Genomic DNA, 25,204 nt, shown 5'->3' on the forward strand with positions numbered 1-25,204 from the left:
CGTCAATCCGATGGAATCCGCATACGCCACGAACCTCACCGAAACCGGAACCACCACCGGATCGTGGGCCGATTCCACGCATTCGGTCATCTGGATGTCCCGCAACGGCAAATCACAGACACCGACGAATTCCAACCACCCCCGCGCGGCGCAATACGCAGGACTGCTCGTATCCTCACTCCTCACGCTCGCCACGGCCAGCAACCTCATCGACGTGTACGGATCGGCCCAGGCATGGGCGGTCGCGGCGGTTCCCGCCACCCTCATCGGCTCGCTCATCGCGCTCGCCGGACTCGTTCCCACGTTGCGCCTGTGGTGGCAGATGCTGTTCATGGCCTTGGCCCAGCTGGTGGTCGGCCCCGTCATCTTCCTGAACGACACCACCGTCGCCCATGTCGTTCCGACGTTGCGCACGCTGACCCGAGGCTGGATGCAGATGCTCGGCTCGTTCAAATATCTGTTGTCCATCGATCCGCCGACCGGCACGGGTGATGGCTCGCTGCTGGCAGTATGGACGATCTGCCTGTGGGCCGCGCTGCTCACCGGTATTTTCGCGGTGGCGGAGGATGGACGATTCACCATGATCGCCATCATTCCCGTCGTCGCGAATCTTGTGATCTGCGCATTGCTGGGTTCCTCGACCGGCTTCCATCGCATCGTGGTCGGCACGTTCACTGCGATCGCGTTGGTTGTCTGGATCAGCGCGCGTTGGAAATTGCTGGAATTGGGCCGCTGGACCAGCTCCGTCATCATCATGCTGCTGTCGGCCGCGCTGGCGATCGGCGGATGCCTGGCGATCGGACAGGACCGCACCATCCTGCGCGACCGCTATGAGCCCCCGTTGAGCCCATACGATTACATCAGCCCGTTGAGCGGCATGCGCTCGTACATCAAGAACCACAAGGACGACGTGCTGCTGACCGTACGGAATCTGCCGGCCGGCTCGTCGGTGCGCCTGGCGGTCATGGACCGGTTCGACGGCAATGTGTGGAATCTGTCCGAATCCACCATGGCCACGGATTCCTCCAATTACCGTCGTGTCGGCGATTCGATCAAGAACACCGTCAAAGGCAAGCGGTTCACCGCTCGATTCACCATCGACGATGGCTTGAACGATTATTGGCTGCCGTTGTCCGGCGCGGCTTCCAGCGTGAAATTCGCCGAATCATCGGACGCGGATTCGTTCTATTACAACACCGACACCATGTCGGCGATCTATCCTTCACGCACATCCGAAGGCCTGACCTACACGGAGACCGGCATCATGCCGAACGTGCCAACGGACAAGGAAATCGCCAAAGCGGATGCCTCCTCCATCAGCCAACCCAAGGCCGATGACGTGCCCGACTGCGTGGACAAGCTCGCCGCCGCGATCGCGGGCGGCCAATCCAAGGGTGGAGAAACGGCACAGGCCCTCGCCGACAAGCTCAAGGAGACCGGCTGGTTCTCGCACGGATTGGCCGGCGATTACCCGTCCAACGCCGGCCACGGCAATTACCGCATCAACCAGCTGCTCGCCGGCAACGCCATGGTCGGGGACAGCGAGCAGTATGCTTCCGCGATGGCGCTCATGGCCCGCAGCCTCGGCCTGCCAAGCCGCGTGGTGCTCGGCTTCCTGCCGAAGAACGATGAGGGCGATATCAGCAGCGACCGCACCGAGAAGCAAGGCAGGTCCACCGTCACGAAATTCACCGGCAACGACATGACGGCATGGGTCGAGGTCAAGTTGGACGGCTATGGCTGGGTGGCGTTCTATCCGACTCCGAAGGAAACGAAGATACCCGACGAGAATCAGAATCTGACCCCGCCGAATCCGCGAACCCTGGTGCGTCAGCCTCCGGTGCCGCTCACCGATCCGCTGCGAGACGACAACCAGGCCAAAGGCAAATCGTCAATCGGCGGAAGCATGGCCGACGAGACGTCGACGAACCTGTTCTGGCAGCGTTTCGGCAGAATCGCCAAAAAGGTCGCCGTCTACGGCAGTCCCGCCTGGACCGTGCTCATCGTATGCGGACTGCTGCTCGGCATCAAGGCGATCGTCTTGGCGAGGGCGCGTAGACACGGCAGCGCGTCGCAACGCGTCGCCGCGGGATGGCAGGCCATCGCGGCCCTCGCCCGGCAAAGCGGTCTTGACGTCCATGGCACACGGAACGAGCAGGCGGCATCCATCTCCAAGCAGATGGGCATCGATGCCGAAACACTGCTCGCTTTGGGCAGGCAGGCCGATTACGCAGCGTTCTCCGGGGACGAGGTCTCGCAAAACCAGGTGGAACGGTATTGGCACGACGTCATCGAAGAGCGCGAATTCATGCTCGATTCGCTGCCGATGCTCCGCAGATGCCGCACGAGACTTTCCCTCGCGGGCGTGTTCCACTTCCGTCGGATTGGGAAGAAAGGACGAAGGCTATGAGTCTCGAACGCATTGAAGCCGGTCTGAGCGGCGATATCGGATTACGCAGGAAAGACAATCAGGACAGCGCTTTCATCGGACGCGGCGTGTATGTGGTATGCGACGGCATGGGTGGCGGCAAGGGCGGCAAACGTGCAAGCTCCGCCGTCATCGAACGATTCGCGCGGCTTGCCGACCAGCCGACACGTGATCTCGACATGCTCGACAACACGTTGCTTCTCGCCCAACAGGACGTGCTGCGGCTGGGTGAGGAGCTCGGAGGCATAGCCGGCACCACCATCAGCGGTGTGCTGCTACCGACACGCGTCGAGGACGGAGCCGGCTCCCCCGACGAACGTTGCTACATCATCAACGTGGGAGATTCGCGCACCTATCATATGCGTGCCGACGCAAGCGGCGACTGGATGGCGGATTCGCTGACCTGCATCACGCGCGATCATTCGGAACGGCAAAGCGTCATCGATTCGGGTGAGATGACGCCCGACGAGGCGAGCCGCCTCATTCCGCGCAACATCATCACGCAGTGCGTCGGTGTTCCCGCGGGCATCCAACCGGATTGGTATGCGGCGTGCGCCGACGGCCGGTTCATCATCTGCTCAGACGGATTGCATGCGCAGATCAGCCGCGAACGGCTTGCCGGCATCGCGGCCGCATACGCCGATCCGCAGATGGCTGCGAATATGTTGGTACGTGCCGCATTGGACGCCGGCGGCTATGACAACATCACCGTCATCGTGGTGGATATCCATGCCGACTCCCCTTCCGGAAGCGATTGGACCGTCAGCAAGATCGGCGATGATGAGGACCTCTACGACGTGTTGGATGGAACGCTGCAGACGTTGCGGACTATTCAATAGAGTCAATAGGAATCGTTCAATAAGATTGGATATCAGGCCACGGAACAAGGAGAATATGATGGTCGATTTCGACACCGCGGTGGCGGCTGTGCAGGATCCGAACGCGGATCCCGTGCTTCTGGCCAAGATCGCTTACGAGAATCCGGAATTCGGCGCGAACGTCGTCGCCAATCCGCGCGCATACCCGGGTTTGAAACGTTGGATCGCCGAATTCGGCGACGATCGCGCCCGTCAACAGCTTGCGGCGATGGGGTGGCCGGTCCCGCAGGAAGGCGTCCGGCCGCGGGAAGAAAACGCTTCCGTCGATTGGCAGCCCGTCGAACAGCAGCCGCACATGCGGAATGCTGATCTCTCGGCCAATGATGTTTCGACCGAATACATCGACCCGTATACGAATCCCGAGAACCTGTCGGAAGTGGCCGACTATTCATCCTCCCTGCAACAGAACGAGCAGCAGCGCGCCATGCCACAGGAAGCTCCGGCCGAACCGGCCGAAATCACCGCGGAGCTTGCCATGACCACCACGGACCAGATGCTGATGGCGCGCATCGCCAGCGAAGTGCCGGAACTGCGCCCGTGCCTCGCCAGCAATCCGAACATCTATCCGGAACTGCTCACCTGGCTTGGACAGCTGAACGATTCGGCCATCAACGCGGCCATCCGTCTGCGCCAGTAGTGTTCCGCCGTTCCCGTTCCGTCGGACACCAATCACTGAATCCGAACCAACGGATACGAATGCGGGGTTGCCGCGGGTTTTTCCGCAGCAACCCCTCTTCCCCATCGCACGCGGGCGCGCCTACCGTTCGGAGAATATGAAGAACTGGTCTCCGATGCGCACCGTGCACGGCGCATCCAATTCCATCGGCTGACTCTCCACCTTGGTTTCAACATCGTCGCGGATGATGTACGTGCCGTTGAGCGACCCGTAGTCCTCGATCCACAGCGTGCCGTTCCGATCAAAGCTGATCGCCGCGTGATTGCGGGAAATGGTCCGCGTCGGATCGTCCAATTTGACCGCCTTAGCACCTTCCGGCACGTCCATGGAAGGCTTGCGTCCCAACAGCACACTCCTGTCCACGACCACCCGCTGTCCGGTCTGCTCGTTATCCAGCACATACTCATGCTTGGGCTGCTTCATGGTGAATGCGGCGGACAGTACCGTGCCGTCCCAATCCATATCCTCATCGTCATTTCGCGCCACAAACGCGTCCTGCAACGCCGGCATTTCCAGCACGGCGGACTGAGGCCGCACTATGGCGGTGGAATCTTCCGCATCGGAGGATGGCACGGATGCGGGCTGAGGCATCACCGTGACGTCATCGTCATACCACCCCGGTTCGGGTGGTGGTGGATAAGGCAGAAAGCTCATATCCCTATTGTAGGGATTTGCGTGATTTTCACGGCGTTATATCCACCCTGCAATACAGCTAGGGAGCTTGCGGCTCCGCATGTTTCCGCAACAAATATGGCGAGGGGCGGAGCCGACCAGTAACGGTCGATTCCGCCCCTCGCCATGTAGGACGATTCGTCTTTCGACTATCGCACGATCAGCGTCACAGGGTGTCACCCAAATCCATCTGACCGCCGTTGTCGTTCAGGAAGTCATCCGGATTGAAGTCGTCGCCGAGCTTCAGATCGCCGAAGTCGATGTTGGAGAAGTCCACATCGGACAGATCGGCATCGCCGAAGGAGGTGTCGGCGCCTTCCCCACCCAGACCGAAGTTCGGGTAGATGGTGTCGCGGATGGCCTTGTCGGGCTCCACCGTGGCGTTGCGGTAACGGGCGAGGCCGGTACCTGCCGGGATGAGCTTACCGATGATGACGTTCTCCTTGAGGCCCTTCAGGTCATCGACCTTCTGGTTCAGGGCGGCTTCGGTGAGCACGCGGGTGGTCTCCTGGAAGGATGCGGCGGACAGCCAGGAATCGGTGGCCAGGGAGGCCTTGGTGATGCCCAGCAGCTCCGGACGGCCGGCGGCGGGCTTGCCGCCGTTCTTCACGGCCTCCATGTTGGCGGCCTTGAAGCGTGCCTGATCCACGAGCTCGCCCGGAAGCAGGGCGGTGTCACCGGAGTCGATCACGGTGATACGACGCAGCATCTGGTGCACGATGACCTCGATGTGCTTGTCGTGGATGTCCACGCCCTGGGAGCGGTACACGGTGTGCACGCCTTCCACGATGTTCACCTGTGCGGCGCGCGGGCCGAGGATACGCAGGATCTTCTTCGGATCGACGGAGCCTTCGGTCAGCTGGGTGCCGGCTTCGACGTGCTCGCCATCCTTGACGAGCATCGGAGCACGACGGGTCACCGTGTAGACGATCGGCTCGATGGAGCTGTCGTCCGGCTTCAGGGTCACCTGGCGGCCACGCTCGGTGTCCTCCACCTTGACCACGCCCGGGAATTCGGTGATCTGGGCCTCGCCCTTCGGGGTACGGGCTTCGAAAAGCTCGGTGACACGAGGAAGACCCTGGGTGATATCGGAAGCCGAGGCAACGCCACCGGAGTGGAAGGAACGCAGCGTCAGCTGGGTACCAGGCTCACCGATGGACTGCGCGGCCACGATACCGACGGCCTCGCCGACGTCCACCAGCTTGTTGGTGGCCAGGGACCAGCCGTAGCACTTGGCGCACACGCCACGCTTGGATTCGCAGGTCAGCACGGAACGGGCCTTGACCTCTTCCACGCCGTGGGCGACAAGGTCGTTGAGCACGTCCATGGACAGGGCGTCGCCGGCCTTGTACAGCACGGTCTCACCGTCGGCCGGATCGATGACATCGGAGGCGAGCAGACGGGAGTACGGACCACCGTCGGCGGCCTTGACCAGATGCAGGTTGCCGTCGGCATCGCGTTCGCCGACCTTCATGACCAGACCACGCTTGGTGCCGCAGTCCTCCTCACGCACGATCACGTCCTGGGAGACGTCCACCAGACGACGGGTCAGGTAACCAGACTCTGCGGTACGCAGTGCGGTATCGGCCAGACCCTTACGGGCGCCGTGCTGGGAGATGAAGTATTCCAGCACGGACAGGCCCTTACGGTAGTTGGACTTGACCGGTCGAGGAATGATCTCGCCCTTCGGGTTTGCCACCAGGCCTCGCATGCCTGCGATCTGGTTGATCTGCATCATGTTTCCTCGTGCACCGGACTGCACGATGATGGCCAGGTTGTTCTTGGAGTCGAAGTGCTTCTCGACGGCCTCGGAGACCTCGCTGGTGCACTTGGTCCAGAGGTCCACCAGCTCCTGGCGGCGTTCCTCTTCGGTAAGCATACCGATTTCGTAGTTCTCGTTGACCTTGTCGGCTTCGCCTTCGTACTTCTCGATGTAATCGTCGAGTTCCGGCGGCTGAATAACGTCGGAGAACGCGAAGGACACACCGGACCACGGTGCGCGGGTGAAGCCCAGATCCTTCAGCGCGTCCAGCGTGGCTGCCACCTGCGCGGTGGAGTAACGGGTCGCGATGTCGTCAACGATCTTGCTCAGACGCTTCTTCGGCGCCTGCTCGTTGACGAACGGGTAGTCGACCGGCAGCGTGCCGTTGAACAGGATGCGACCGTAGGAGGTGGCGAACAGGATGGAGCCGTCATGGAAACGCTCCTCCTTGACCACGTCCGGGCTGCCCGGTTCCGGATCGACGACCTTGACCTCGCCCGGCTCCCAATCCTTCGGCAGGACGAAGTCCTTCGGCAGACGGATGAGCACCTTGGCCTGCATGTCGATCTCATGCTTGTCGAGAGCCATTTCGGCCTCTTCCAGCGAGGAGAACACGCGGCCCTGTCCCTTGGCTCCGTCGATGACGGTGGTCAGGTAGTACAGACCGAGGATCATGTCCTGGGACGGCATGGTCACGGTGTGGCCGTCAGCCGGCTTCAGGATGTTGTCGGAAGCCATCATCAGGGAACGGGCTTCGGCCTGGGCTTCGGCGGACAGCGGCAGGTGGACTGCCATCTGATCGCCATCGAAGTCGGCGTTGAATGCGGCGCAGGCAAGCGGCGGCAGGTGGATGGCCTTGCCTTCCACCAGAATCGGCTCGAAGGCCTGGATGCCCAGACGGTGCAGCGTAGGCGCACGGTTCAGAAGCACCGGATGCTCGGAGATGACCTCTTCAAGCACGCCCCACACTTCGGAATCGGCACGGTCCACGAGGCGCTTGGCGCTCTTCATGTTCTGTGCGAAGCCCTGGTCCACGAGACGCTTGATGACGAACGGCTTAAACAGCTCGAGCGCCATCGGCTTCGGCAGACCGCACTGGTGCATGCGCAGGGACGGACCGACCACGATCACGGAACGGCCGGAGTAATCCACTCGCTTACCAAGCAGGTTCTGACGGAAACGACCCTGCTTGCCCTTGAGCATGTCGCTCAGGGACTTCAGCGGACGGTTGGATGCGCCGGTGACCGGACGACCACGACGACCGTTGTCGAACAGGGAGTCGACGGCTTCCTGGAGCATGCGCTTCTCGTTGTTGAGCATGATCTCCGGGGCGCCCAGCTCGATGAGTCGCTTCAGACGGTTGTTACGGTTGATCACACGACGGTAGAGGTCGTTGAGATCGGAGGTGGCGAAACGGCCACCGTCGAGCTGCACCATCGGGCGCAGGTCCGGCGGGATGACCGGAATCACGTCGAGCACCATGGCCTCCGGCTTGTTGCCGGTGGTCAGGAACGCGTTGACGACCTTCAGACGCTTCAGGGCGCGGGCCTTGCGCTGGCCGGTGCCGGTGTCGATCTCCTCGCGCAGCTGCTTGGCCGCGGCCTCGAGGTCGAAGTCCTGCAGACGCTTCTTGATGGCTTCGGCGCCCATGCAGCCTTCGAAGTAATCGCCGTAGCGATCCTCCATCTCACGCCACAGGTCGACGTCGCCTTCCATGTCGCCCGGCTTCAGGTTCTTGAAGCGGTCGAACACGGCGCTCAGACGCTGGATCTGCTCGTCGTAACGGGTACGGATGGCGGCCATCTCGCGCTCGGCGCTGTTGCGCAGCTTGGCGCGGGCGGAACCCTTGGCCTCTCCTTCGGCCTCGAGCTCGGCCAGATCGGCTTCGACCTTCTTGGCGCGATCCTCGATTTCGGCATTGCGGCGCTTCTCGAGGTTGGCGATTTCGTTGTCGAACTCCTGCTGCAGATCCGGCAGGTCCTGGTGACGCTGTTCCTCGTCCACCTTGGTGACCATGTAGGCCGCGAAGTAGATGACCTTCTCCAGATCCTTCGGAGCGATGTCCAGCAGGTAGCCCAGACGGGAAGGCACACCCTTGAAGAACCAGATGTGGGTCACCGGAGCGGCGAGCTCGATGTGGCCCATGCGCTCACGACGCACACGGCTCTTGGTGACTTCCACACCGCAGCGTTCGCAGACGATGCCCTTGAAACGCACGCGCTTGTACTTGCCGCAGGCGCATTCCCAATCGCGGGTAGGTCCGAAGATCTGCTCGCCGAACAGGCCATCTTTCTCCGGCTTCAGGGTACGGTAGTTGATGGTCTCCGGCTTCTTGACCTCGCCATAGCTCCAGTTACGGATGTCGTCGGCGGTGGCCAGTCCGATCCTCAGTTTGTCAAATTCGTTGACGTCCAGCACTCTATTGTCCTGTCTATCGATTCTTAATGCTTATCACGTTTGTCGGGGGACGGCCGCGACGCGACGCTTGTCATGCGTCGCGGCCGTCCCGTTCGATCACTGGAATTCGGGCTCCTCTGCGGCCTGCTCCTCCTTGGCCTGTGCGTCGGGACGCGCGCCAATGTTGAAGCCGAGGTCGTCGGAGGCGTTGGACGGATCGTCGTCCTCGTCCTTCATGTCGATGGCCACGCCTTCGGCGTTGAGCACTTCGACGTTCAGGGACAGGGACTGCATTTCCTTGAGCAGCACCTTGAAGGACTCCGGGATGCCTGCCGGCGGCAGGTTGTCGCCCTTCACGATGGCGCCGTAGACGCGCACACGGCCGTCGACGTCATCGGACTTGGTGGTCATCATCTCGTGCAGCGTATAGGCGGCACCGTAGGCCTCGAGGGCCCACACTTCCATCTCGCCGAAGCGCTGGCCACCGAACTGGGCCTTGCCGCCCAGCGGCTGCTGGGTGATCATGGAGTACGGGCCGGTGGAGCGGGCGTGGATCTTGTCGTCGACCAGGTGGTGCAGCTTCAGCATGTACATGTAGCCCACGGAGATCGGCTTCGGGAACGGTTCGCCGGTACGGCCGTCGAACAGGGTCGCCTTGCCGTCGGGGCCGACAAGCTTGTTGCCGTCGCGGTCCGGAAGGGTGCAGCTGAGCAGGCCCTTGATGGTTTCCGGACGGACACCATCGAACACCGGGGTTGCCACCGGGGTGCCCGGAGCGCCCTTTTCGGCACCCTTCGGCACGTACTTCTTCCATGCGGCTTCAGCATCCGGGTCGAGGGAGATGTCCCAACCGGCGTGCGCGATCCAGCCGAGGTGCAGTTCCAGCACCTGGCCGAGGTTCATTCGAGAAGGCACGCCCAACGGGTTGAGCATGATGTCGACCGGGGTGCCATCGGCGAGGAACGGCATGTCCTCTTCCGGCAGGATGCGGGAGATGACGCCCTTGTTGCCGTGGCGGCCGGAGAGCTTGTCGCCCTGGGTGATCTTACGATGCTGGGCGATGTAGACACGGATCATCTGGTTGACGCCGTTCGGCAGCTCGTCGCCGTCCTCCTCGGCATCCTCACGGGTGATTTCCTTGACCGCGATGACGGTACCGGTCTCACCGTGGGGCACGCGCAGCGAGGTGTCACGCACCTCGCGGCTCTTCTCACCGAAGATGGCGCGCAGCAGGCGCTCTTCCGGAGTCAGCTCGGTCTCGCCCTTCGGGGTGACCTTGCCGACCAGGATGTCACCGGCCTCGACCTCGGCGCCGATGCGGATGATGCCGCGCTCGTCGAGGTTGGCCACCGCGTCCTCGCCGACGTTCGGCAGGTCGCGGGTGATTTCCTCGGCGCCCAGCTTGGTCTCGCGGGCGTCGATCTCGTACTCCTCGATGTGGATGGAGCTCAGAGTGTCGTCCTGCACGAGACGCTGGGAGATAATCACGGCGTCCTCATAGTTGTAGCCGTTCCAAGGCATGAAGGCGATGAGCAGGTTCTTGCCCAGTGCCATTTCGCCCTTCTGGGTGGCCGGACCATCGGCAAGCACGGTGCCGGCTTCCACGCGTTCGCCGTCGTGGATGAGCGGGACCTGGTTGTAGCAGGTGGTCTGGTTGGAACGCTGGAACTTGGCCAGCTTGTAGGAGCTGGTGGTGCCGTCGTCGTTCATGGTGCGGATGATGTCGGCGGACACGTAGGTCACCACGCCCGGCTTCTCGGCCAGGATGACGTCGCCGGAATCGACGGCGGCGCGCCATTCGGCGCCGGTGCCCACGAGCGGACGCTCGGATTCGATCAGCGGCACGGCCTGACGCTGCATGTTGGTACCCATCAGCGCTCGGTGGCCCTCATCGTGCTCCAGGAACGGAATCAGGGATGCGCCGACGGACACCATCTGGCGCGGGGAGACGTCCATGTAATCGACGGAGCTGACCGGCACATCGACCGCTTCCTCTTCGCCGACTCGGGCGAGGGCCTGCTTCTTGACGAAGTTGCCGTTCTCGTCGAGCTCCTGGTTGGCCTGGGCGATGACGTGCTCGGCATCGCGGTCAGCGGTCATGTACTCGACCTCGTCGGTGACGTGGCCGTTGACGACCTTGCGGTACGGGGTCTCGATGAAGCCGAACGGGTTGATGCGGCCGAAGGTTGCCAGGGAGCCGATCAGACCGATGTTCGGGCCTTCAGGGGATTCGATCGGGCACATACGGCCGAAGTGAGACGGGTGCACGTCGCGCACTTCCATGGAGGCGCGGTCACGGGACAGGCCGCCGGGGCCCAGAGCGGACAGACGACGCTTGTTGGTCACACCGGCCAACGGGTTGTTCTGATCCATGAACTGGGACAGCTGGGAGGTGCCGAAGAACTCCTTGATGGTGGCGTTCACCGGACGGATGTTGATCAGGGACTGCGGGGTGATGGCCTCCGGATCCTGGGTGGTCATACGCTCGCGAACCACGCGCTCCATACGGCTCAGACCGGTACGAAGCTGGTTCTGGATCAGCTCGCCGACCTGGCGGATACGACGATTGCCGAAGTGGTCGATATCATCGACGTCCACGCGCAGGTCGACATCCTTGCCGTCGCGCTTGCCCGGGAACTTGGTATCGCCCGCATGCAGGGTGACCAGGTACTTGATGGTGGCGATGATGTCCTCACGGGACAGGCTGCGGTCGTTGATGTCCTTTTCCAGACCAAGCTTGCGGTTGATCTTGTAGCGGCCGACGCGGGCCAGATCGTAACGCTTGGTGTTGAAGTAGAAGGAATCCAGCAGGTTCTTGCCGGCTTCCGGAGTCGGAGTGTCGGCAGGACGGATCTTGCGGTACAGGTCGGTCAGGGCCTCGTCCTGGGTCTGCACGGTCTCCTTGGCGAGCGCGTCCATGACCAGCGGGTAGTCCTTGAAGGCGTCGGCGATCTCATCCTTGGTCATGCCGATGGCCATGAGGAACACGATGGCGGACTGCTTGCGCTTGCGGTCCACGCGCACGCCGAGGACGTCGCGCTTGTCGATCTCGAACTCGAGCCATGCGCCACGGCTCGGGATGATCTTCGCGCCGAAGACCTCCTTGTCGGAGGTACGGTCCTGAGTGCGGTCGAAGTACACGCCCGGGGAGCGCACGAGCTGGGACACGATCACTCGCTCGGTGCCGCCGATGATGAAGGTGCCGTGCGGGGTCTGCAGCGGGAAATCGCCCATGAACACGGTCTGGGACTTGATTTCGCCGGTGTCGCCGTTCTCGAATTCGGCGTTCACGTACAGCGGCGCGGAGTAGGTGTAGTCCTTCTCCTTGCACTCCTGCACGGTGTGGCGCGGTTCCTCGAAGTACGGATCGGAGAAGGTCAGGCTCATGGTCTGAGCGAAATTCTCGATCGGGGAGATCTCCTGGAAGACCTCGTCAAGTCCGGAGGTGTGCGGCACGGTGTTGGTGCCGTTCGCCTCGTCCTCCTCGACGCGCTTCTTCCAGCGTTCGTTGCCGATGAGCCAATCAAAGCTATCGGTCTGTACACCCAACAGGTAGGGTACATCAATGGGCTCGCGGATGGAGCCGAAGTTCACACGGTCCGACGCCTTGTGCAGATCAATGTCGTGCTGGTCGGCGCGTGCGATGATGGTGGTGGTGTTCGTCGTAGCCTCAGCCAATGGACGTTCCTTATCGCTCGCTAATCGTATCGATATGTTTCCCCGGAAGCGCTCTCATTGGCCACCATATGCCGAATACGCGGGCGCTTCTTCCTTGTCAGCGTGCCCGCTATATGACACGCATCTACGCAAAGTCAAGAGAATAGCATACCCTATAGATTTTCACTCCACGGTGATGCCGACCGGCTCCGACTTGGTTTTCGCATGCCCCTTGACCGACAGTTGGGCGGAGTACACGCCCCGGTCCACCTTCGGCAGGTCGGCCGCGTCCGCGCATTCCGTGCCGGAGCGCACGCCCGGCCATGTGATCGTCTGCTTGACCTCGTCGCCCTTGGCCAGCAAACGGTAATCCGGGTCCACCGGACACACGTTCGACTTCCAGATCACGTCCTTGCCCGATTTGATCGTCAACACCGTGCCGGATTGGGAGACGTCAATCAGGCAACCGGCTTTGCTCGTGCCGTCGTACTTCACGGAGACGGCGAAATCCATCGAATCCCCCACACCGAAACTCGATGCGGACGGCGTGACCGACAACGCGATGTCGGACGCGTCGCAATCGGGTACGTTGCTCTTCTTCTGCTGCGCGGTCGGCGATGGCACTTCCTTGCGGGAGATCGCGTACACATCGGCGTGATGGATTTCGCGATTGACCGCCACGATGCCCAGGGAAAGCGAATACAGGCAGAACACGATGAAACTCAGCACCACGACCAGAGCAACGCCTACGACGATACGGCGGCGACGATACACCGCCTGCTGTTTTTTCGTACGTTTTTTGCCGGTTCGTGGAGAGGTCTTTTGAGCCATGGCTCCCAGTCTAGCGTGCCGTGTTCCAAGCGGTTTCCGCATGCATTGCGCGCGTCACTTCGCGTCCGGGCAGGTCTGGACGGGCCCAAGCAGGCTTGAACAAGCGCAGGTGGGCTCAGGCGGGCAGCCGCACGCCTCCTCCGGGCAGGATTTCGATAAGCCCGTCCTCGTCAAGCGACGCGATGCATTTGTCGAGCTGCACATGGTCCTGCCACAGTTTTTCGACGTTTTCGCGATCGAGCGCCGTCTCGCCGTCCGGCAGTCCGCGCAGCGCGTTCAGCACCAGACCACGCACCTGACGATCCGTTCCTTGGAACCGTTGGCGGGGACGCGTGCGACGCTCCCCCAGCCCCGGTCTTCCGTTGCGTAGGAACGCGCATTGCGCCGCGATCGGGCAGGCGTCACACAATGGCGCTTTCGCGGTGCACACGGTCGCGCCGAGTTCCATCACGGACTGGTTCCATACGACGGAAGGTCGATTGAAGCGGCGGCATTTCGCGGGACCATCGTCCGGCAGCAGCCGTTTCGCCAGCGCGCGTTCCGCTGGGCTTGCCGCTCCTCCGAGCGATTCGACGCCGACGAACGCGCGGGACAGCACACGACGGATATTCGTGTCGATGACCGCGATACGTTCGCCGAAAGCGAACGACAGCACCGCGCTGGCCGTGTAATCGCCGATGCCGGGCAATGCCAGCAGTTCGTCATAGGTACGCGGCAGCTCGTCGGCGTAATCGCATGCGACGACGTGGGCGCATTCCCGTAATCGCAACGCCCGTCTCGGATAGCCAAGCCTGCCCCACGCGGTGATCACGTCGGATTTGGGAGCTTCGGCGAGCGCGGCCGCGTCCGGCCATCGTTCCATCCATGCCGTCCAGTACGGCACGACGCGGCCCATCTGCGTCTGCTGGCTCATCACTTCGGAGACGAGCACGCCCCACGGTGTGGTGCGGCCGAATCGCCATGGTAGGTCGCGCGCGTTGTCGTGCCACCATTGCGCGAGCGCCGTTTCGATTTCGTCGGCATCGGTTTCAATGGCGATTGTCGTGGCATTGCCGCGTAGGGCCGTATGCATGGTGTTCGTGTCGTTCATCGTTCCTATTCTTAGCATTTATGACGAATGAAGAGCATACCGATACCGCGCAGGGCGCAACGCCGAACGCCGAAACCGCCGCGGCGGAGGCCAAGGTCGAGAAGATGTTCGAATACGGGTACCGCAAGTCCAATTACGGGCCGGACGAGCTGGTGACCGACGCGCATGGCAATCCGATTTCCGTGGTGGATGCCATGCTGAGTGCGAAGGACGCGGCCAAGGCGGAGACCTCCACCCCGCACCTGTGCTACTACTCCCCGCGCATTCCGGGCAACACGGGTTCCGCGATCCGCCTGTGCGCCGTGACCGGCACGATTCTGCATCTGGTGGAGCCGCTGGGCTTCAATCTGCGCGACACCAAGCTGCGCCGTGCAGGGCTCGACTACCATGACATGGCGCATGTGGTGTTGCACCCGAATTTCGAGGATCTGGTGGAATCGATGCCCGATTCGCGCATCATCGCGTTCACCGCGCATGCCACCAAACTGTACACGGACATCGAATACAGGCCGACCGACATTCTGCTGTTCGGCCCGGAGCCGGGCAACATTCCTGATCCGATGGACATCATGGCCGGTCCGCATGTGGCCGAGCAGGTGCGTCTGCCGATGCGTCCGAGCCTGCGCAGCCTGAACCTCACCAACTGCGCCTCCATCGCCATCTACGAAGCCTGGCGTCAGCTGGGATTCGCCGGCGGAGCGTGATGCAGAAGCCCAGTGGGCTTCTGCATAGCTCCGCCGAGCGAGGCACGACAGTGCCGAGCGAGGAAACAACACAGCCCGGCCGAAGGCCGGTCCTTAATTGCAACCGGGGCGTGAGGAGGAATCCCAGTTGGTTTCCGCACAGCCCCGCCGAGCGAGGAAATACCACAGCCGAGCCGCAAGGCTTGCTCCTAATCACAACCAGCGCATGATGAGAAAGCCCTAGCAGGACTTCCCAACACCCCCAATAATCGCGGTGAAAGTAACAGCATTCGTTACTTTCACCGCGATTATTGTTTTTTCACCGCGAATTTCAAAAGGTTGTCGTCGCTTTTGTCGAGACGCCAATAGTATGGTGCATGCTTTTTCCAAGAAAGCGTCCGCCTCTCTGTGGTATCTGAACGTTGTTCATGGATATGGCACCCACAGGAGGCGATTCCATCCTTCCTACAGGAATGCGCACATGTAGGTCGGAATGCAGTCGATGGCGCCATCACGACGTAGGTCCTTGGTGTAGACGAGGTACTGCCTGCCGACGCGTAAGTGGTACTTTTCGGAGAACGCATCCAGCGAAGCGTGCGTCTTGTATCCCGATGACTTGACTTCGATGGGGTTGATCTTCTTGCCGTCGGGCACGATGAAATCGATCTCGTAGTTACGGGTCGTACCCGGCTTGGGCCAAGTATGGTAGAACAGCTTGCGCCCATGGGCTGTGAGCTCCTGAGCCACGACGTTCTCGTAAATCATACCGAGGTTCACAGGCAGTTTGTCTGACAGGAGCTTTTCGTACACAATATTGTCAGTGAAGTCTGCGTCCCTGAAGGCGAGGGTCACGAACAGTCCGGTGTCCGCCAGGTACAGTTTGAACTTCCCCAAGTCGACGCTCGAGGAGAGTCCGGCATTCGGATCATCGGTATGGCGGGCGACAAGCACGGTCTTGGAGTCCGCGAGCTCCGCGATTTCTTCGAGAATGTCCTCCGCCCGGCGGCCTGCGAGCACGCTTGACACATGGTAACGTGAGGATTTCTTGGCGAGCTGGGCGGGAATCGCATCGAACAGCATAGACAGCGCGCCTGATGGACTGATTTTGTGGAAGTCCTCCTCGTACAGATCGATGATCATGCGTTTGATGTCGTCGACCGCGCGCAGGTCGTTGGTCCGTATCAGCGCGTCCACGGCCTGAGGCATGCCGCCCACAAGCATGTAAAGTCGAAAATCTCGCATGAGCCTGCGGTTGAGTTTCTCCCCCAAGGGCTTGCGCGAGGAGAAAGCCCCCTGCAGGAGCGGAACCGTAGCATCGTCGCCGCGCGCCCACAGGAACTCCTCGAAGTCCATCGGACGCATCTGCACACGCTCCTCCTCACTGGGAATGAGGATGTCCTTGGTGTTCCTGCGTATCGAGACGAGAGACCCGGTTTCGATGTAGTCGTACCTACCGTCTTTGACGAGCCGCTTGATAGCCTGCCTCGCTTTCGGACACATCTGGACCTCGTCGAACACAATCAACGATTCCCTATCGAACAGCCTGGCTGAATACCTCAACTGGAGCTGCAGGAACAGGTAGTCAAGGTCGGATACGTCGTCGAACAAATCACGGATGTCGCGGGAAGCCTCGGCGAAATCGACGAATATATAACTGCGATACTCACGTCTGGCGAACTCCTCAACAACGGTCGACTTGCCCACTCGTCGTGCACCTTCGACCAGCATGGCCGTTCTGCCTTGGGACCGCGACTTCCAGTCGAGCAGAACATCGTACATCTTTCGTTTGAACATGGCGGCTCACACCTCGTTCCCGATTTCCACACTTTTTAAAACTGAATCTTGTCGCATTCCTGCACTTTTTAAAAGTGCATTTTACCGCATTTCTGCACTTTTTGTGAAACCAGTCGGATGGCAGTGGAAACTTTCGAGAGCCGGAACAGGCAATTCCACGATGACATCAGCAGTGGTACGATCATTAGACCAGCAAGCAGGAAAACAAGAAAAGTCCGGAGGTGGAGGCCTCCGGACTTAGAGAGAGAAGAGAGAAGAAGGGGATTCAATTATCAGGAACCTTGCGGTTCGGGGCTTTTTGAAGCTAAGACATAACTAACCTCCCGAACCTTCAGAAACCACCATGTTTTTCTGCGTGTTTCCTGAGAATCCGCACTTGCACGCTCCATGTCCTCCGTACGTCCGCATCGCAGACCCTGTGCACGAATCCATGCTCCTCCCCCACCGAGCCCGCAGCCATCTCATCGCCTGCAATAACACAACGACCCCTCCGCAGAGGGGTCGAAGCAAGCACGAACGCGAATACGCGCGGCGCAATCAGCCAATCAGTTCTTGAAGGAGTGGATCGGTGCCGGAATGCGGCCTCCACGGGTCACGAAGGCCTCGCAGCTGGTCTGGTTCACCGGAATGATCGGCGCGTAGCCCATCAAGCCACCGAAGTTGGCCATTTCGCCCACGCCCTTGCCTTCCACCGGAATCACGCGCACGGCGGTGGTCTTCTGATTGACCATGCCGATGGCCGCCTCGTCGGCGATGATGCCGGAGATGGTGGCAGCGGTGGTGTCGCCGGGGATGGCGATCATGTCGAGGCCGACGGAGCATACGCAGGTCATGGCCTCAAGCTTCTCGATCTTCAGGCAGCCGTTGTTGGCCGCGTCGATCATGTTCTTGTCTTCGGAGACCGGGATGAACGCGCCGGACAGGCCGCCCACGTAGGAGGACGCCATGATGCCGCCCTTCTTCACCTGGTCGTTGAGCATGGCGAGCGCCGCGGTGGTGCCGGGGGCGCCGACCTGTTCGAGGCCGATCTTCTCCAGCACTTCGCCGACGGAATCGCCCACGGCCGGGGTCGGAGCGAGCGACAGGTCGATAATGCCGAACGGCACGCCGAGACGGCGGGAGGCTTCCTGGGCCACGAGCTGGCCGACGCGCGTGATCTTGAACGCGGTGCGCTTGATGGTTTCGCACAGGAACTCGAAGTCCTTGCCCTTGGCCTCGTCCAGTGCGCGGGAGACCACGCCCGGGCCGGAGACGCCGACGTTGATGACCGCGTCGCCTTCGGTCACGCCGTGGAAGCCGCCGGCCATGAACGGGTTGTCGTCCGGGGCGTTGCAGAACGCCACGAACTTCACGCAGCCGTAGGAGTCGTTGTCGGCGGTGGCGTGCGCGATGTCCTTGACGATGTGGCCGAGCAGTACGACGGAGTTCATGTCGATGCCGGTCTTGGTGGAGCCCACGTTCACCGAGGAGCATACGATGTCGGTTTCGGACAGGGCCTGCGGCAGGGAGCGGATGAGCATTTCCTCGGCCGGGGTCATGGACTTGGACACGAGAGCGGAGTAGCCGCCGATCAGGTCGACGCCGACCTTCTTGGCCGCGCGGTCAAGCGCGTGCGCGATCTTGACGAAATCCTCGGAGCTCTTGCAGGAGCTTGCGCCGACCAGCGAGATCGGGGTGACGGTGATGCGCTTGTTGACGATCGGGATGCCGTAGTCGCGTTCGATGGCCTTGCCGGTGGACACGAGGTCCTTGGCATACGTGGTGATCTTGTTGTAGATGTTCTCGCAGACCTCGTCGACGCTGTCGGCGGCGCAGTCCAGCAGGCTGATGCCCATGGTGATGGTGCGCACGTCGAGCTTCTCCTGCTCGATCATCTTGTTGGTCTCGTGGACCTCCATGATATTCAGCATGGTTCTTCCTTACGATTGGTACGATTCGTGGCTTCGGTTGCTTGGATGACTCACGTGAGCCGCGGATCAGACGCGGTGCATCTTGGTGAAGATCTCCTCGCGCTGGCAGCGGATGCGCACGCCGATCTCCTCGCCGAGCTTGTCAAGGTCATCCACGACCTCGCCGAATTCCTTGTCCGTATTGGAATAGTCCACAATCATCATCATGTTGAAGAAGCCGTCGATGATGGTCTGGGAGATGTCGAGTACGTTGACCTTGTGCGCGGAAAGGTAGGTGCAGACGCGTGCGATGATGCCGACAGTGTCCTGGCCGACGACGGTGATGATTGCCTTGTTCATGGAACTCCCTAATCGTGTAGGTGCGAATATCCAGTTACCGTCCCGGCGAATTGCCGGACGTGTCCTCAAGTATAGGAAAGGCACGTGCCAAAACACGTGCCTTTCCTGCCGTCCCGTTATATTTTGAGACGTTTTCCGTCACCATTGGATCGCGACGCGACAACGCTCATATATATTCCGTATATATTGCATCTACACAACATACATATTGGCGATGGTCGCGCCACAACCCCGTACGTCATTCCCAGATGGAGTTGATCGAGCGGACGTCCGCTCCTTCGACCTTGCCGTCGGCTGCGAGACGGAATTCGCCGTCGCCGTCCTTGCCTTGGAACAGCATGCTTCCCGCGGCCTCGCCGTCGTTGAGGAACACCTCCACCACGCTGCGGTCGAAGAAGATCTCGACGCGGCGCACGTCGGTGATGCCACTGTCGAAATCGACGTCGTCGACGACCGTGCCCTTCGTGACCAGTCGGGTCACGCCGTTCCGGCGCTGCAGCTGCAGTTCCGTCGGTTCGCCGTTGGCCGGATTGACGCCGGTAGCGATGGTCATCGAGACGTCGGCATCGTCCGCGAGACGCACGTCGGCGTAGTATGCGTTGTTCGGCGCGGCGAAGACGGTGGCGCCGTCATCCGTGCGAGATTGCAGGCTCTCGCCCAGCAGATGCTCATACACTTCTTCGACCGGGCGACTGGTCAGACGCCCGTCGCGCACGTGCAGCTCGCGTGGCAGCGACATCATGCCGTTGGCGATGCACGGCTTCTCCACGCGCATCGCGGGGAAATCGGTGAACCAGCCGAACACGATACGGCGGCCGTCATCGGCGGCGAAGCTTTGCGTCGCGTAGTAGCCGGTGCCGAAATCGCACCAATCGCTGTTCTCGACCTGCAGACGCGGACCGTCGGCGGTGGCCTTGAGATCGCCCGCATACCAACGGACCTGCTGGAAGCGGCCCTGCTCGTCGCGGTAGTGCATCAGAGCGCCGATGGCGACCGTCTTGCCGTCCAGCTGGAACAGATCCGGGCATTCGTAGGTGCGCGACAGCTGATGGCCGAAGTCGGCAAGCACGGGTCCCTCGTACCGCCAGGTCACGTTGCGCTTGAGCGGCTTCTTGGCGGAGAAGAGCGTCATGGCCGGAACCGTGTTCATGTTCGGCTTGTCGATGCCCGGCTTGCCCTGCGGAGAGCAGGTGAACCAGCCGTCGGTGCCCTGGGCGCTGATGCCGGGAGCCGCGGAAGACACGGCATCAGCGTCGAATCGGGCGACAGGCAGGTTCGTTGCGGTCACCATGTAGGCGCGTTCCGGATCGATGGCTTCGCCGGACATGCCGGTCTCCACCTTCGGATCGCGGAAGTCGAAGCCGAAATCGTCGTTCACGCGCAGCGCCACCGGCGATTCGACGCTCAGATGCACGCCGTCCTCGCACAGGCAGGTGGTCTGGTATTCGGTGACGGACGATTCGTCGCCGCGGGTTTCCAGATGGCGGGTCAGATACAGGCGGATGGCGGTCGCGTCGTCGCCCTTGCAGGGGTTGTCATGCGCGTCGACCGTCACCGCGGAACCGGAGAACGCGCCTCCGACGATGCGTTCGTCGGTGTGCAGCTCCGGCTGCGGTTCGAGGAAGATCGGCAGATGCGTCCAATGCACCAGGTCGCGGCTCACAGCGTGGCCCCAATGCATGTTGTCCCAGCCGAAGCCGTACGGATTGAACTGATAGAACAGGTGGTAGCGTCCCTGGAAGCGGCACAGGCCGTTCGGATCGTTCATCCAGCGTGCGAACGGCTCGAAGTGCGCGGCGGGGCGTCCGAAACGGCTGTAGACCTGTTCCAGCGTAGGCTGTGCGTCCCATTCGGCGTCGTACGGGTTCATGCTTACAAAGCGCACGCCGTTGTCGATCAGATTGTCGCATTCGGACAGATACGCGAACCGTGCGGTCAGGTTCCGCAGGTTCACCGTGACACGCGTGTTCGTCGGCACTGGAATCAAGAAGCGATGACGGCGTTCGGCCACCGGCATGGCATGGCTGGCGATCTCGCTGCCGCTCTCATCGATGATGGCGATGCTGGCGTCGGCGCCACCGCGTTCGGCGAAAACCTCTAGCAATCGGTAGTCGCCGGTTTCGATGGAGATGGAATAGTTGTCGGACATAATGGTCTCCTCTGTAACGCCACATGACCGGACATCACATGGCTACGTTTTGAGAAAAAAGGGAAAAGGGGTGAAAAGTAAAAGGTATCGGAAAAGAAAACGAATACGGGAAGCCGAATCACCCGGTTGTCACGACACGATGGAGTCGCGTTCGATGACGCGGCATCGCAACGCCATTTCAGCACCGTCGCGATGGCCCTGCACCGCCACGCCATGATCGGATTTGAGATCCTTCACAGCCTCGTCGCCATCGAGCATGCCCACGAGCTGACGGATTGCCTCGAAACCCATTTCATAGTGAGGTAGTTCCAGCGTGGTCAGGGATGGCTTGAGCACGTCCGTGATGAACGGCTGGTTGTCGATGCTGATCACCGAGACGTCGGCGCCGATGCGCACTCCGCGTTCGCGTGCGGCCTCGTAGATGAAGGTGGCACGCACGTCGTTGAAGCAGAAGATGCCGTCCGGCTTGATCTCGTCGAGCACCCGTGCCGCCTCGTCGGCCGCGTTGGTCATTTCCAGCACGTTGACCACCAGAGCGTCATCGAACGGGATACCGGACTCCGCAAGCGCGCGCTTGTATCCTTCGAATCGAAGACCTTGCGCGATGATGTCCGCCTCGGTTCCGTAGTAGACGATACGCCGGCATCCGGCCTGAATCAGACGTTTGGTGGCATCATATCCGGCCAGTTCGTCATCGGGGTAGATCGAGGGAACCTTCCCCGCGGCGTCCTCGCTGTCCACCACTACGGTCGGACTGCCTTCCAGAGCCTCGGGAATGTCCACCTTGCGGTGGTACATCATGGCGTACAGGAATCCATCCACGTTGTATCGACGGAGGGCGGTTATCTCCTGGTTCTCAAGATCGGCGTCGTTGTTGGTGTTGGCGGTAAGCAGGATGTATCCGAGCTTGCGCGCGGCGTCCTGTGCGCCCTGGAGAACCCTTCCTGCGTACGGCGTAGTGGCGATCTCATCGGTGACGAAACCCAAGGTGTTGGATTTGCTGGTGCGCAACGAACGCGCCACGGAATTGGGCTTGTACCCCATATCCTTGGCGGTTTCGCGAATCTTCTGCGCGACCGCCTTGCTGACGCGGTTGCGGTCCTTGTTGTTCATGACCAAAGACACGGTGCATACGGAAACCCCTGTTTCCTTGGCTATGTCTTTGATGGATACCAACCGTTTCGACCTGTTCACTCGTTGCGTTGTGGACGACTGCGCCATTGTATCACCTCTCCTCCGTCTGTAGCCGAAAGGCCTAGTCTCTGGCCAAAGCCGTCTTGTTCTCCTCACGGTCGTGGATGTCCATCCCGGGCAGACGCCCGAACGAGTAGACGATCCAGATCACGCAGAACATCGGCAGGGATATGCCGAAAACCATAAGGATTCCCGGCCATTGGGCCCATACGAGCACGGTGAGGACCAGCAGTCCGGCCTGCAGAAGGCTGCACACCGGACGTGCCACGATCATCGCCAGCGTCGTGCGGACGATCCAGAGGGGACGTTCATCGTAGTTCGCGCGCACCACCCAAACCAGGGACGAGAACACCGCCAGTATGACGATGATGAGCAGCAGCACGCCGGAAATCGCGATATCGAAATCGTTGCGCGCATGCCAGTTCATCACGTAATAGTCGACGATAACCACGGCCCAGAGGACAACCAGCGGCCAACCGAAAAGATTCGCACGCTTGAACTCGCTTTTCCAGAAGCCGTGGAAGGTCTTCCATACTTCCTTGGCCCGCATTGAACGGTCCTCGGAAAGCAGCCACGTGCGGAACGTGGACTGCGCCGCCGCGAGCGAAGGAAGGAATCCCAACATCACGGCGCCCATCAGCGTGTGCGCGAGTATGGCCACGTTGACCACGAAAAGCGTGACCAGCAGACGGCAGAAGTGCTCGTAGGCCACAGAGAAACGGGCAAGCATGGCGAATCCTTTCTATTGGTTGGTTTGGTTGTCTCGGTTCGATTACCTTTTGCAGGATCGCGATTCGGACTCAGCCCTTGACGGCGCCGAGCATCACGCCCTTGTTGAAGTACTTCTGCAGGAACGGGTAGAGCACCAGCAGAGGCAGTGTGGACACGATGATGATGCCGAACTTGATCTGGTCGGCGGCCTGCTGTTGGGCGGCCGCGTTGACGTTGGTGCCGGTGCCTTGCGCCACGAGCAGCAACTGCTGCAACACCACCTGCAACGGCTGCTTGGTGTCGTCGGTGATGTAGATAAGGCCCGTCATGAAGTCGTTCCAGTGGCCGACGAAGTAGTACAGGCCGATCACAGCCAGAATCGCGGAGCTCAGCGGCAGGACGATCTTGAAGAAGTAGCCGAAGTAGCTCAGACCATCGATCTGCGCCGCATCGAACAGCTCCTCAGGAATGGAGGTGTCGAAGAAGGAGCGGGCCACGATCACGTTGTACACGGAGACCGCGCCGGGCAGGATGAACACCCACATGCTGTTGTTGATGCCGAGGCTCTTGTACAGCAAGTAGTTCGGGATCAGACCGCCGGCGATGAACATGGTCACGGTGAACAGGAACATGATCACGCGGCGCGGCTTGAATTCGCGGCGGGACAGGGCGAAGGCGCATGGAATGGTCACTGCCATGTTGAGCGCGGTGCCGACCACCGAGTAGATGATGGTGTTGAGATAGCCCTGCCAGATGCGCTGGTTGGCGAACACTTTGGCGTATCCCGCGAAGGTCACGCCCTTCGGCAGCAGCAGCACTTCGCCGCCGGCCACGGCGTTCGGGTTCGAGAACGAGGCGACGACCACGAACCACAGCGGGTAGAGCACCGCCACGACTGTCAGGAGCAGCAGCAGGTTGATGATGCCCGACACAGCCAGGTCGCCCGGCTTCTGCTTCTGGCGCACGTGCTTGTTCCAGGGAATGTCGTTCTTGTTCTGGGCAACAGCCCCAGTCGTTGCAGACATGATGGATTCCTCCTAGAAAATGCTCGTATCGGAAACGCGCTTCGCGATCGCGTTGGCGGTGATCAGGAAGACGAAGTTGACCAGGGTGTTGAACAGGCCGATTGCCGTCGAGTACGAATACTGGCCGTTGATAATACCGATTTTGTAGGTGTAGGTCGCGATGACTTCGGTGGCCGGCAGGTTTAGCGAATTCTGCATCAGGTAGATCTTGTCGAAGCCCACGTTCAGCACGGAGCCCATGTTCATGATGAGCAGGATCGCGCAGGTAGGCATGATCGTCGGGATGTCGACGTAGCGGATCAACTGCAGGCGTCCGGCGCCGTCGATCTTCGCCGCTTCGTACAGCGAGGTGTCCACGCCGGCGAGCGCGGCCAGGTAGATGATGGAGTTCCAGCCGACGTGCTGCCAGACTTCGGAGATCCAGTAGACGGCGGTGATGGCGCTGGTGGAACCCATCAGCGATTCGTCGCCGAAGAAGCGGCCGAGGATGCCGGTTCCCGGGGTAAGGAAGATGTTGAGCATGGAGACGATGACCACCACGGAGATGAAATGCGGCATGTAGGTGATCGTCTGCACGAAGCCCTTGATCTTCTTGGAACCGATCTGGTTGATGAGCAGGGCCAGGATGATCGGGAAGATGAATCCCATGACCAGCGTCCACAGGGAGATGCGGATGGTGTTGGTCATGATCTCGCCGAACAGCGGGTTATGGAAGAATTCCAGGAAGTACTTGAAGCCGACGAATTTGCCGCCGGTCAGGCCTTTGGTCGGGTCGAACTCGCGGAAGGCGAGCTGGATGCCCCACATCGGCACGTAGGCGAACAGGGCCACGAAGAACAGTGCGGGGGCGGAAAGGATCCACAGCTGCCAGTAACGGCGGAAGTGGTCGGCGATGCGATCAAGCAGGCCTGGTTTCTTGCGGTCGGGAACCGCATCCATCGCCACGGTCCGTGCAGCAACGCCTTGCGATGTTTGTGCACTCATGATGGTCTCCAATTTAGGATGGTT

The 25,204-nt window shown here is 61.1% G+C and carries 17 protein-coding genes; 4 read left to right on the plus strand and 13 right to left on the minus strand.

Going from position 1 to position 25,204, the window contains the following annotated elements; translation table 11 throughout:
- The first annotated feature begins 10 nt into the window (after nt 1-10).
- From ACR0P8_RS03100 to ACR0P8_RS03110, 3 genes are read left to right on the plus strand one after another with little or no spacing between them, the layout of a single operon-like run.
- Nucleotides 11-2,410 (plus strand): DUF3488 and transglutaminase-like domain-containing protein, encoded by a 2,400-nt coding sequence (locus tag ACR0P8_RS03100; protein WP_432623607.1) that lies wholly within the window; start codon nt 11-13, stop codon nt 2,408-2,410.
- Entirely contained in the window at nt 2,407-3,267 is an 861-nt protein-coding gene (locus ACR0P8_RS03105) for a PP2C family protein-serine/threonine phosphatase (protein ID WP_432623570.1), read from the plus strand. The genes ACR0P8_RS03100 and ACR0P8_RS03105 overlap by 4 nt, the downstream gene beginning before the upstream one ends.
- Nucleotides 3,268-3,325: 58 nt before the next feature.
- Nucleotides 3,326-3,943, plus strand: coding sequence for a hypothetical protein (locus ACR0P8_RS03110; RefSeq protein ID WP_432623609.1), 618 nt, complete (start codon nt 3,326-3,328; stop codon nt 3,941-3,943).
- A gap of 120 nt (nt 3,944-4,063) precedes the next feature.
- On the opposite strand, the gene ACR0P8_RS03115 is transcribed toward ACR0P8_RS03110, so the two are convergent.
- From ACR0P8_RS03115 to ACR0P8_RS03135, 5 genes are all read right to left on the minus strand, one after another.
- Nucleotides 4,064-4,636: an FHA domain-containing protein gene (locus ACR0P8_RS03115; RefSeq protein WP_432623572.1), complete on the minus strand. Its 573-nt coding sequence runs from the start codon at nt 4,634-4,636 to the stop codon at nt 4,064-4,066.
- A 184-nt stretch (nt 4,637-4,820) separates the two neighbouring features.
- Nucleotides 4,821-8,834 carry a DNA-directed RNA polymerase subunit beta' gene (locus ACR0P8_RS03120; RefSeq protein ID WP_432623574.1) on the minus strand — a complete coding sequence of 1,338 codons (4,014 nt, stop codon included), beginning with the start codon at nt 8,832-8,834 and terminating at the stop codon, nt 4,821-4,823.
- 96 nt (nt 8,835-8,930) lie between these two features.
- Complete coding sequence (rpoB, locus tag ACR0P8_RS03125; protein WP_432623576.1) at nt 8,931-12,491, minus strand: DNA-directed RNA polymerase subunit beta; 3,561 nt, start codon at nt 12,489-12,491, stop codon at nt 8,931-8,933.
- A gap of 162 nt (nt 12,492-12,653) precedes the next feature.
- Nucleotides 12,654-13,301 carry a hypothetical protein gene (locus ACR0P8_RS03130; RefSeq protein ID WP_432623578.1) on the minus strand — a complete coding sequence of 216 codons (648 nt, stop codon included), beginning with the start codon at nt 13,299-13,301 and terminating at the stop codon, nt 12,654-12,656.
- A gap of 115 nt (nt 13,302-13,416) precedes the next feature.
- The gene (locus tag ACR0P8_RS03135; protein ID WP_432623611.1) at nt 13,417-14,373 is read right to left on the minus strand and encodes an A/G-specific adenine glycosylase; all 957 of its coding nucleotides are present in this window, start codon (nt 14,371-14,373) and stop codon (nt 13,417-13,419) included.
- 38 nt (nt 14,374-14,411) lie between these two features.
- Here ACR0P8_RS03135 and ACR0P8_RS03140 point away from each other — a divergent pair, with 38 nt between their 5' ends.
- Entirely contained in the window at nt 14,412-15,095 is a 684-nt protein-coding gene (locus ACR0P8_RS03140) for a tRNA (cytidine(34)-2'-O)-methyltransferase (RefSeq protein WP_432623580.1), read from the plus strand.
- A gap of 444 nt (nt 15,096-15,539) precedes the next feature.
- Here ACR0P8_RS03140 and ACR0P8_RS03145 read toward each other — a convergent pair whose 3' ends face one another.
- From ACR0P8_RS03145 to ACR0P8_RS03180, 8 genes are all read right to left on the minus strand, one after another.
- Nucleotides 15,540-16,868, minus strand: coding sequence for an ATP-binding protein (locus tag ACR0P8_RS03145; RefSeq protein WP_432623582.1), 1,329 nt, complete (start codon nt 16,866-16,868; stop codon nt 15,540-15,542).
- 545 nt (nt 16,869-17,413) lie between these two features.
- Entirely contained in the window at nt 17,414-18,778 is a 1,365-nt protein-coding gene (locus tag ACR0P8_RS03150) for a PFL family protein (RefSeq protein ID WP_432623584.1), read from the minus strand.
- A 66-nt stretch (nt 18,779-18,844) separates the two neighbouring features.
- Nucleotides 18,845-19,117, minus strand: a complete 273-nt coding sequence (locus tag ACR0P8_RS03155; protein WP_026647175.1) for an ACT domain-containing protein — start codon at nt 19,115-19,117, stop codon at nt 18,845-18,847.
- Between the two features lie 238 nt (nt 19,118-19,355).
- Nucleotides 19,356-21,266: a GH32 C-terminal domain-containing protein gene (locus ACR0P8_RS03160; RefSeq protein ID WP_432623587.1), complete on the minus strand. Its 1,911-nt coding sequence runs from the start codon at nt 21,264-21,266 to the stop codon at nt 19,356-19,358.
- Between the two features lie 129 nt (nt 21,267-21,395).
- Entirely contained in the window at nt 21,396-22,487 is a 1,092-nt protein-coding gene (locus tag ACR0P8_RS03165; RefSeq protein WP_432623589.1) for a LacI family DNA-binding transcriptional regulator, read from the minus strand.
- Between the two features lie 34 nt (nt 22,488-22,521).
- Nucleotides 22,522-23,190 (minus strand): YesL family protein, encoded by a 669-nt coding sequence (locus ACR0P8_RS03170; RefSeq protein ID WP_432623591.1) that lies wholly within the window; start codon nt 23,188-23,190, stop codon nt 22,522-22,524.
- A gap of 70 nt (nt 23,191-23,260) precedes the next feature.
- Nucleotides 23,261-24,196 carry a carbohydrate ABC transporter permease gene (locus ACR0P8_RS03175; protein ID WP_432623593.1) on the minus strand — a complete coding sequence of 312 codons (936 nt, stop codon included), beginning with the start codon at nt 24,194-24,196 and terminating at the stop codon, nt 23,261-23,263.
- Nucleotides 24,197-24,208: 12 nt separating this feature from the next.
- Nucleotides 24,209-25,180: an ABC transporter permease gene (locus ACR0P8_RS03180; protein WP_432623595.1), complete on the minus strand. Its 972-nt coding sequence runs from the start codon at nt 25,178-25,180 to the stop codon at nt 24,209-24,211.
- Between the last annotated feature and the right edge of the window lie 24 nt (nt 25,181-25,204).

Origin of the sequence: Bifidobacterium sp. (assembly GCF_050874245.1) — a bacterium.
Classification (GTDB): Bacteria; Actinomycetota; Actinomycetes; order Actinomycetales; family Bifidobacteriaceae; genus Bifidobacterium.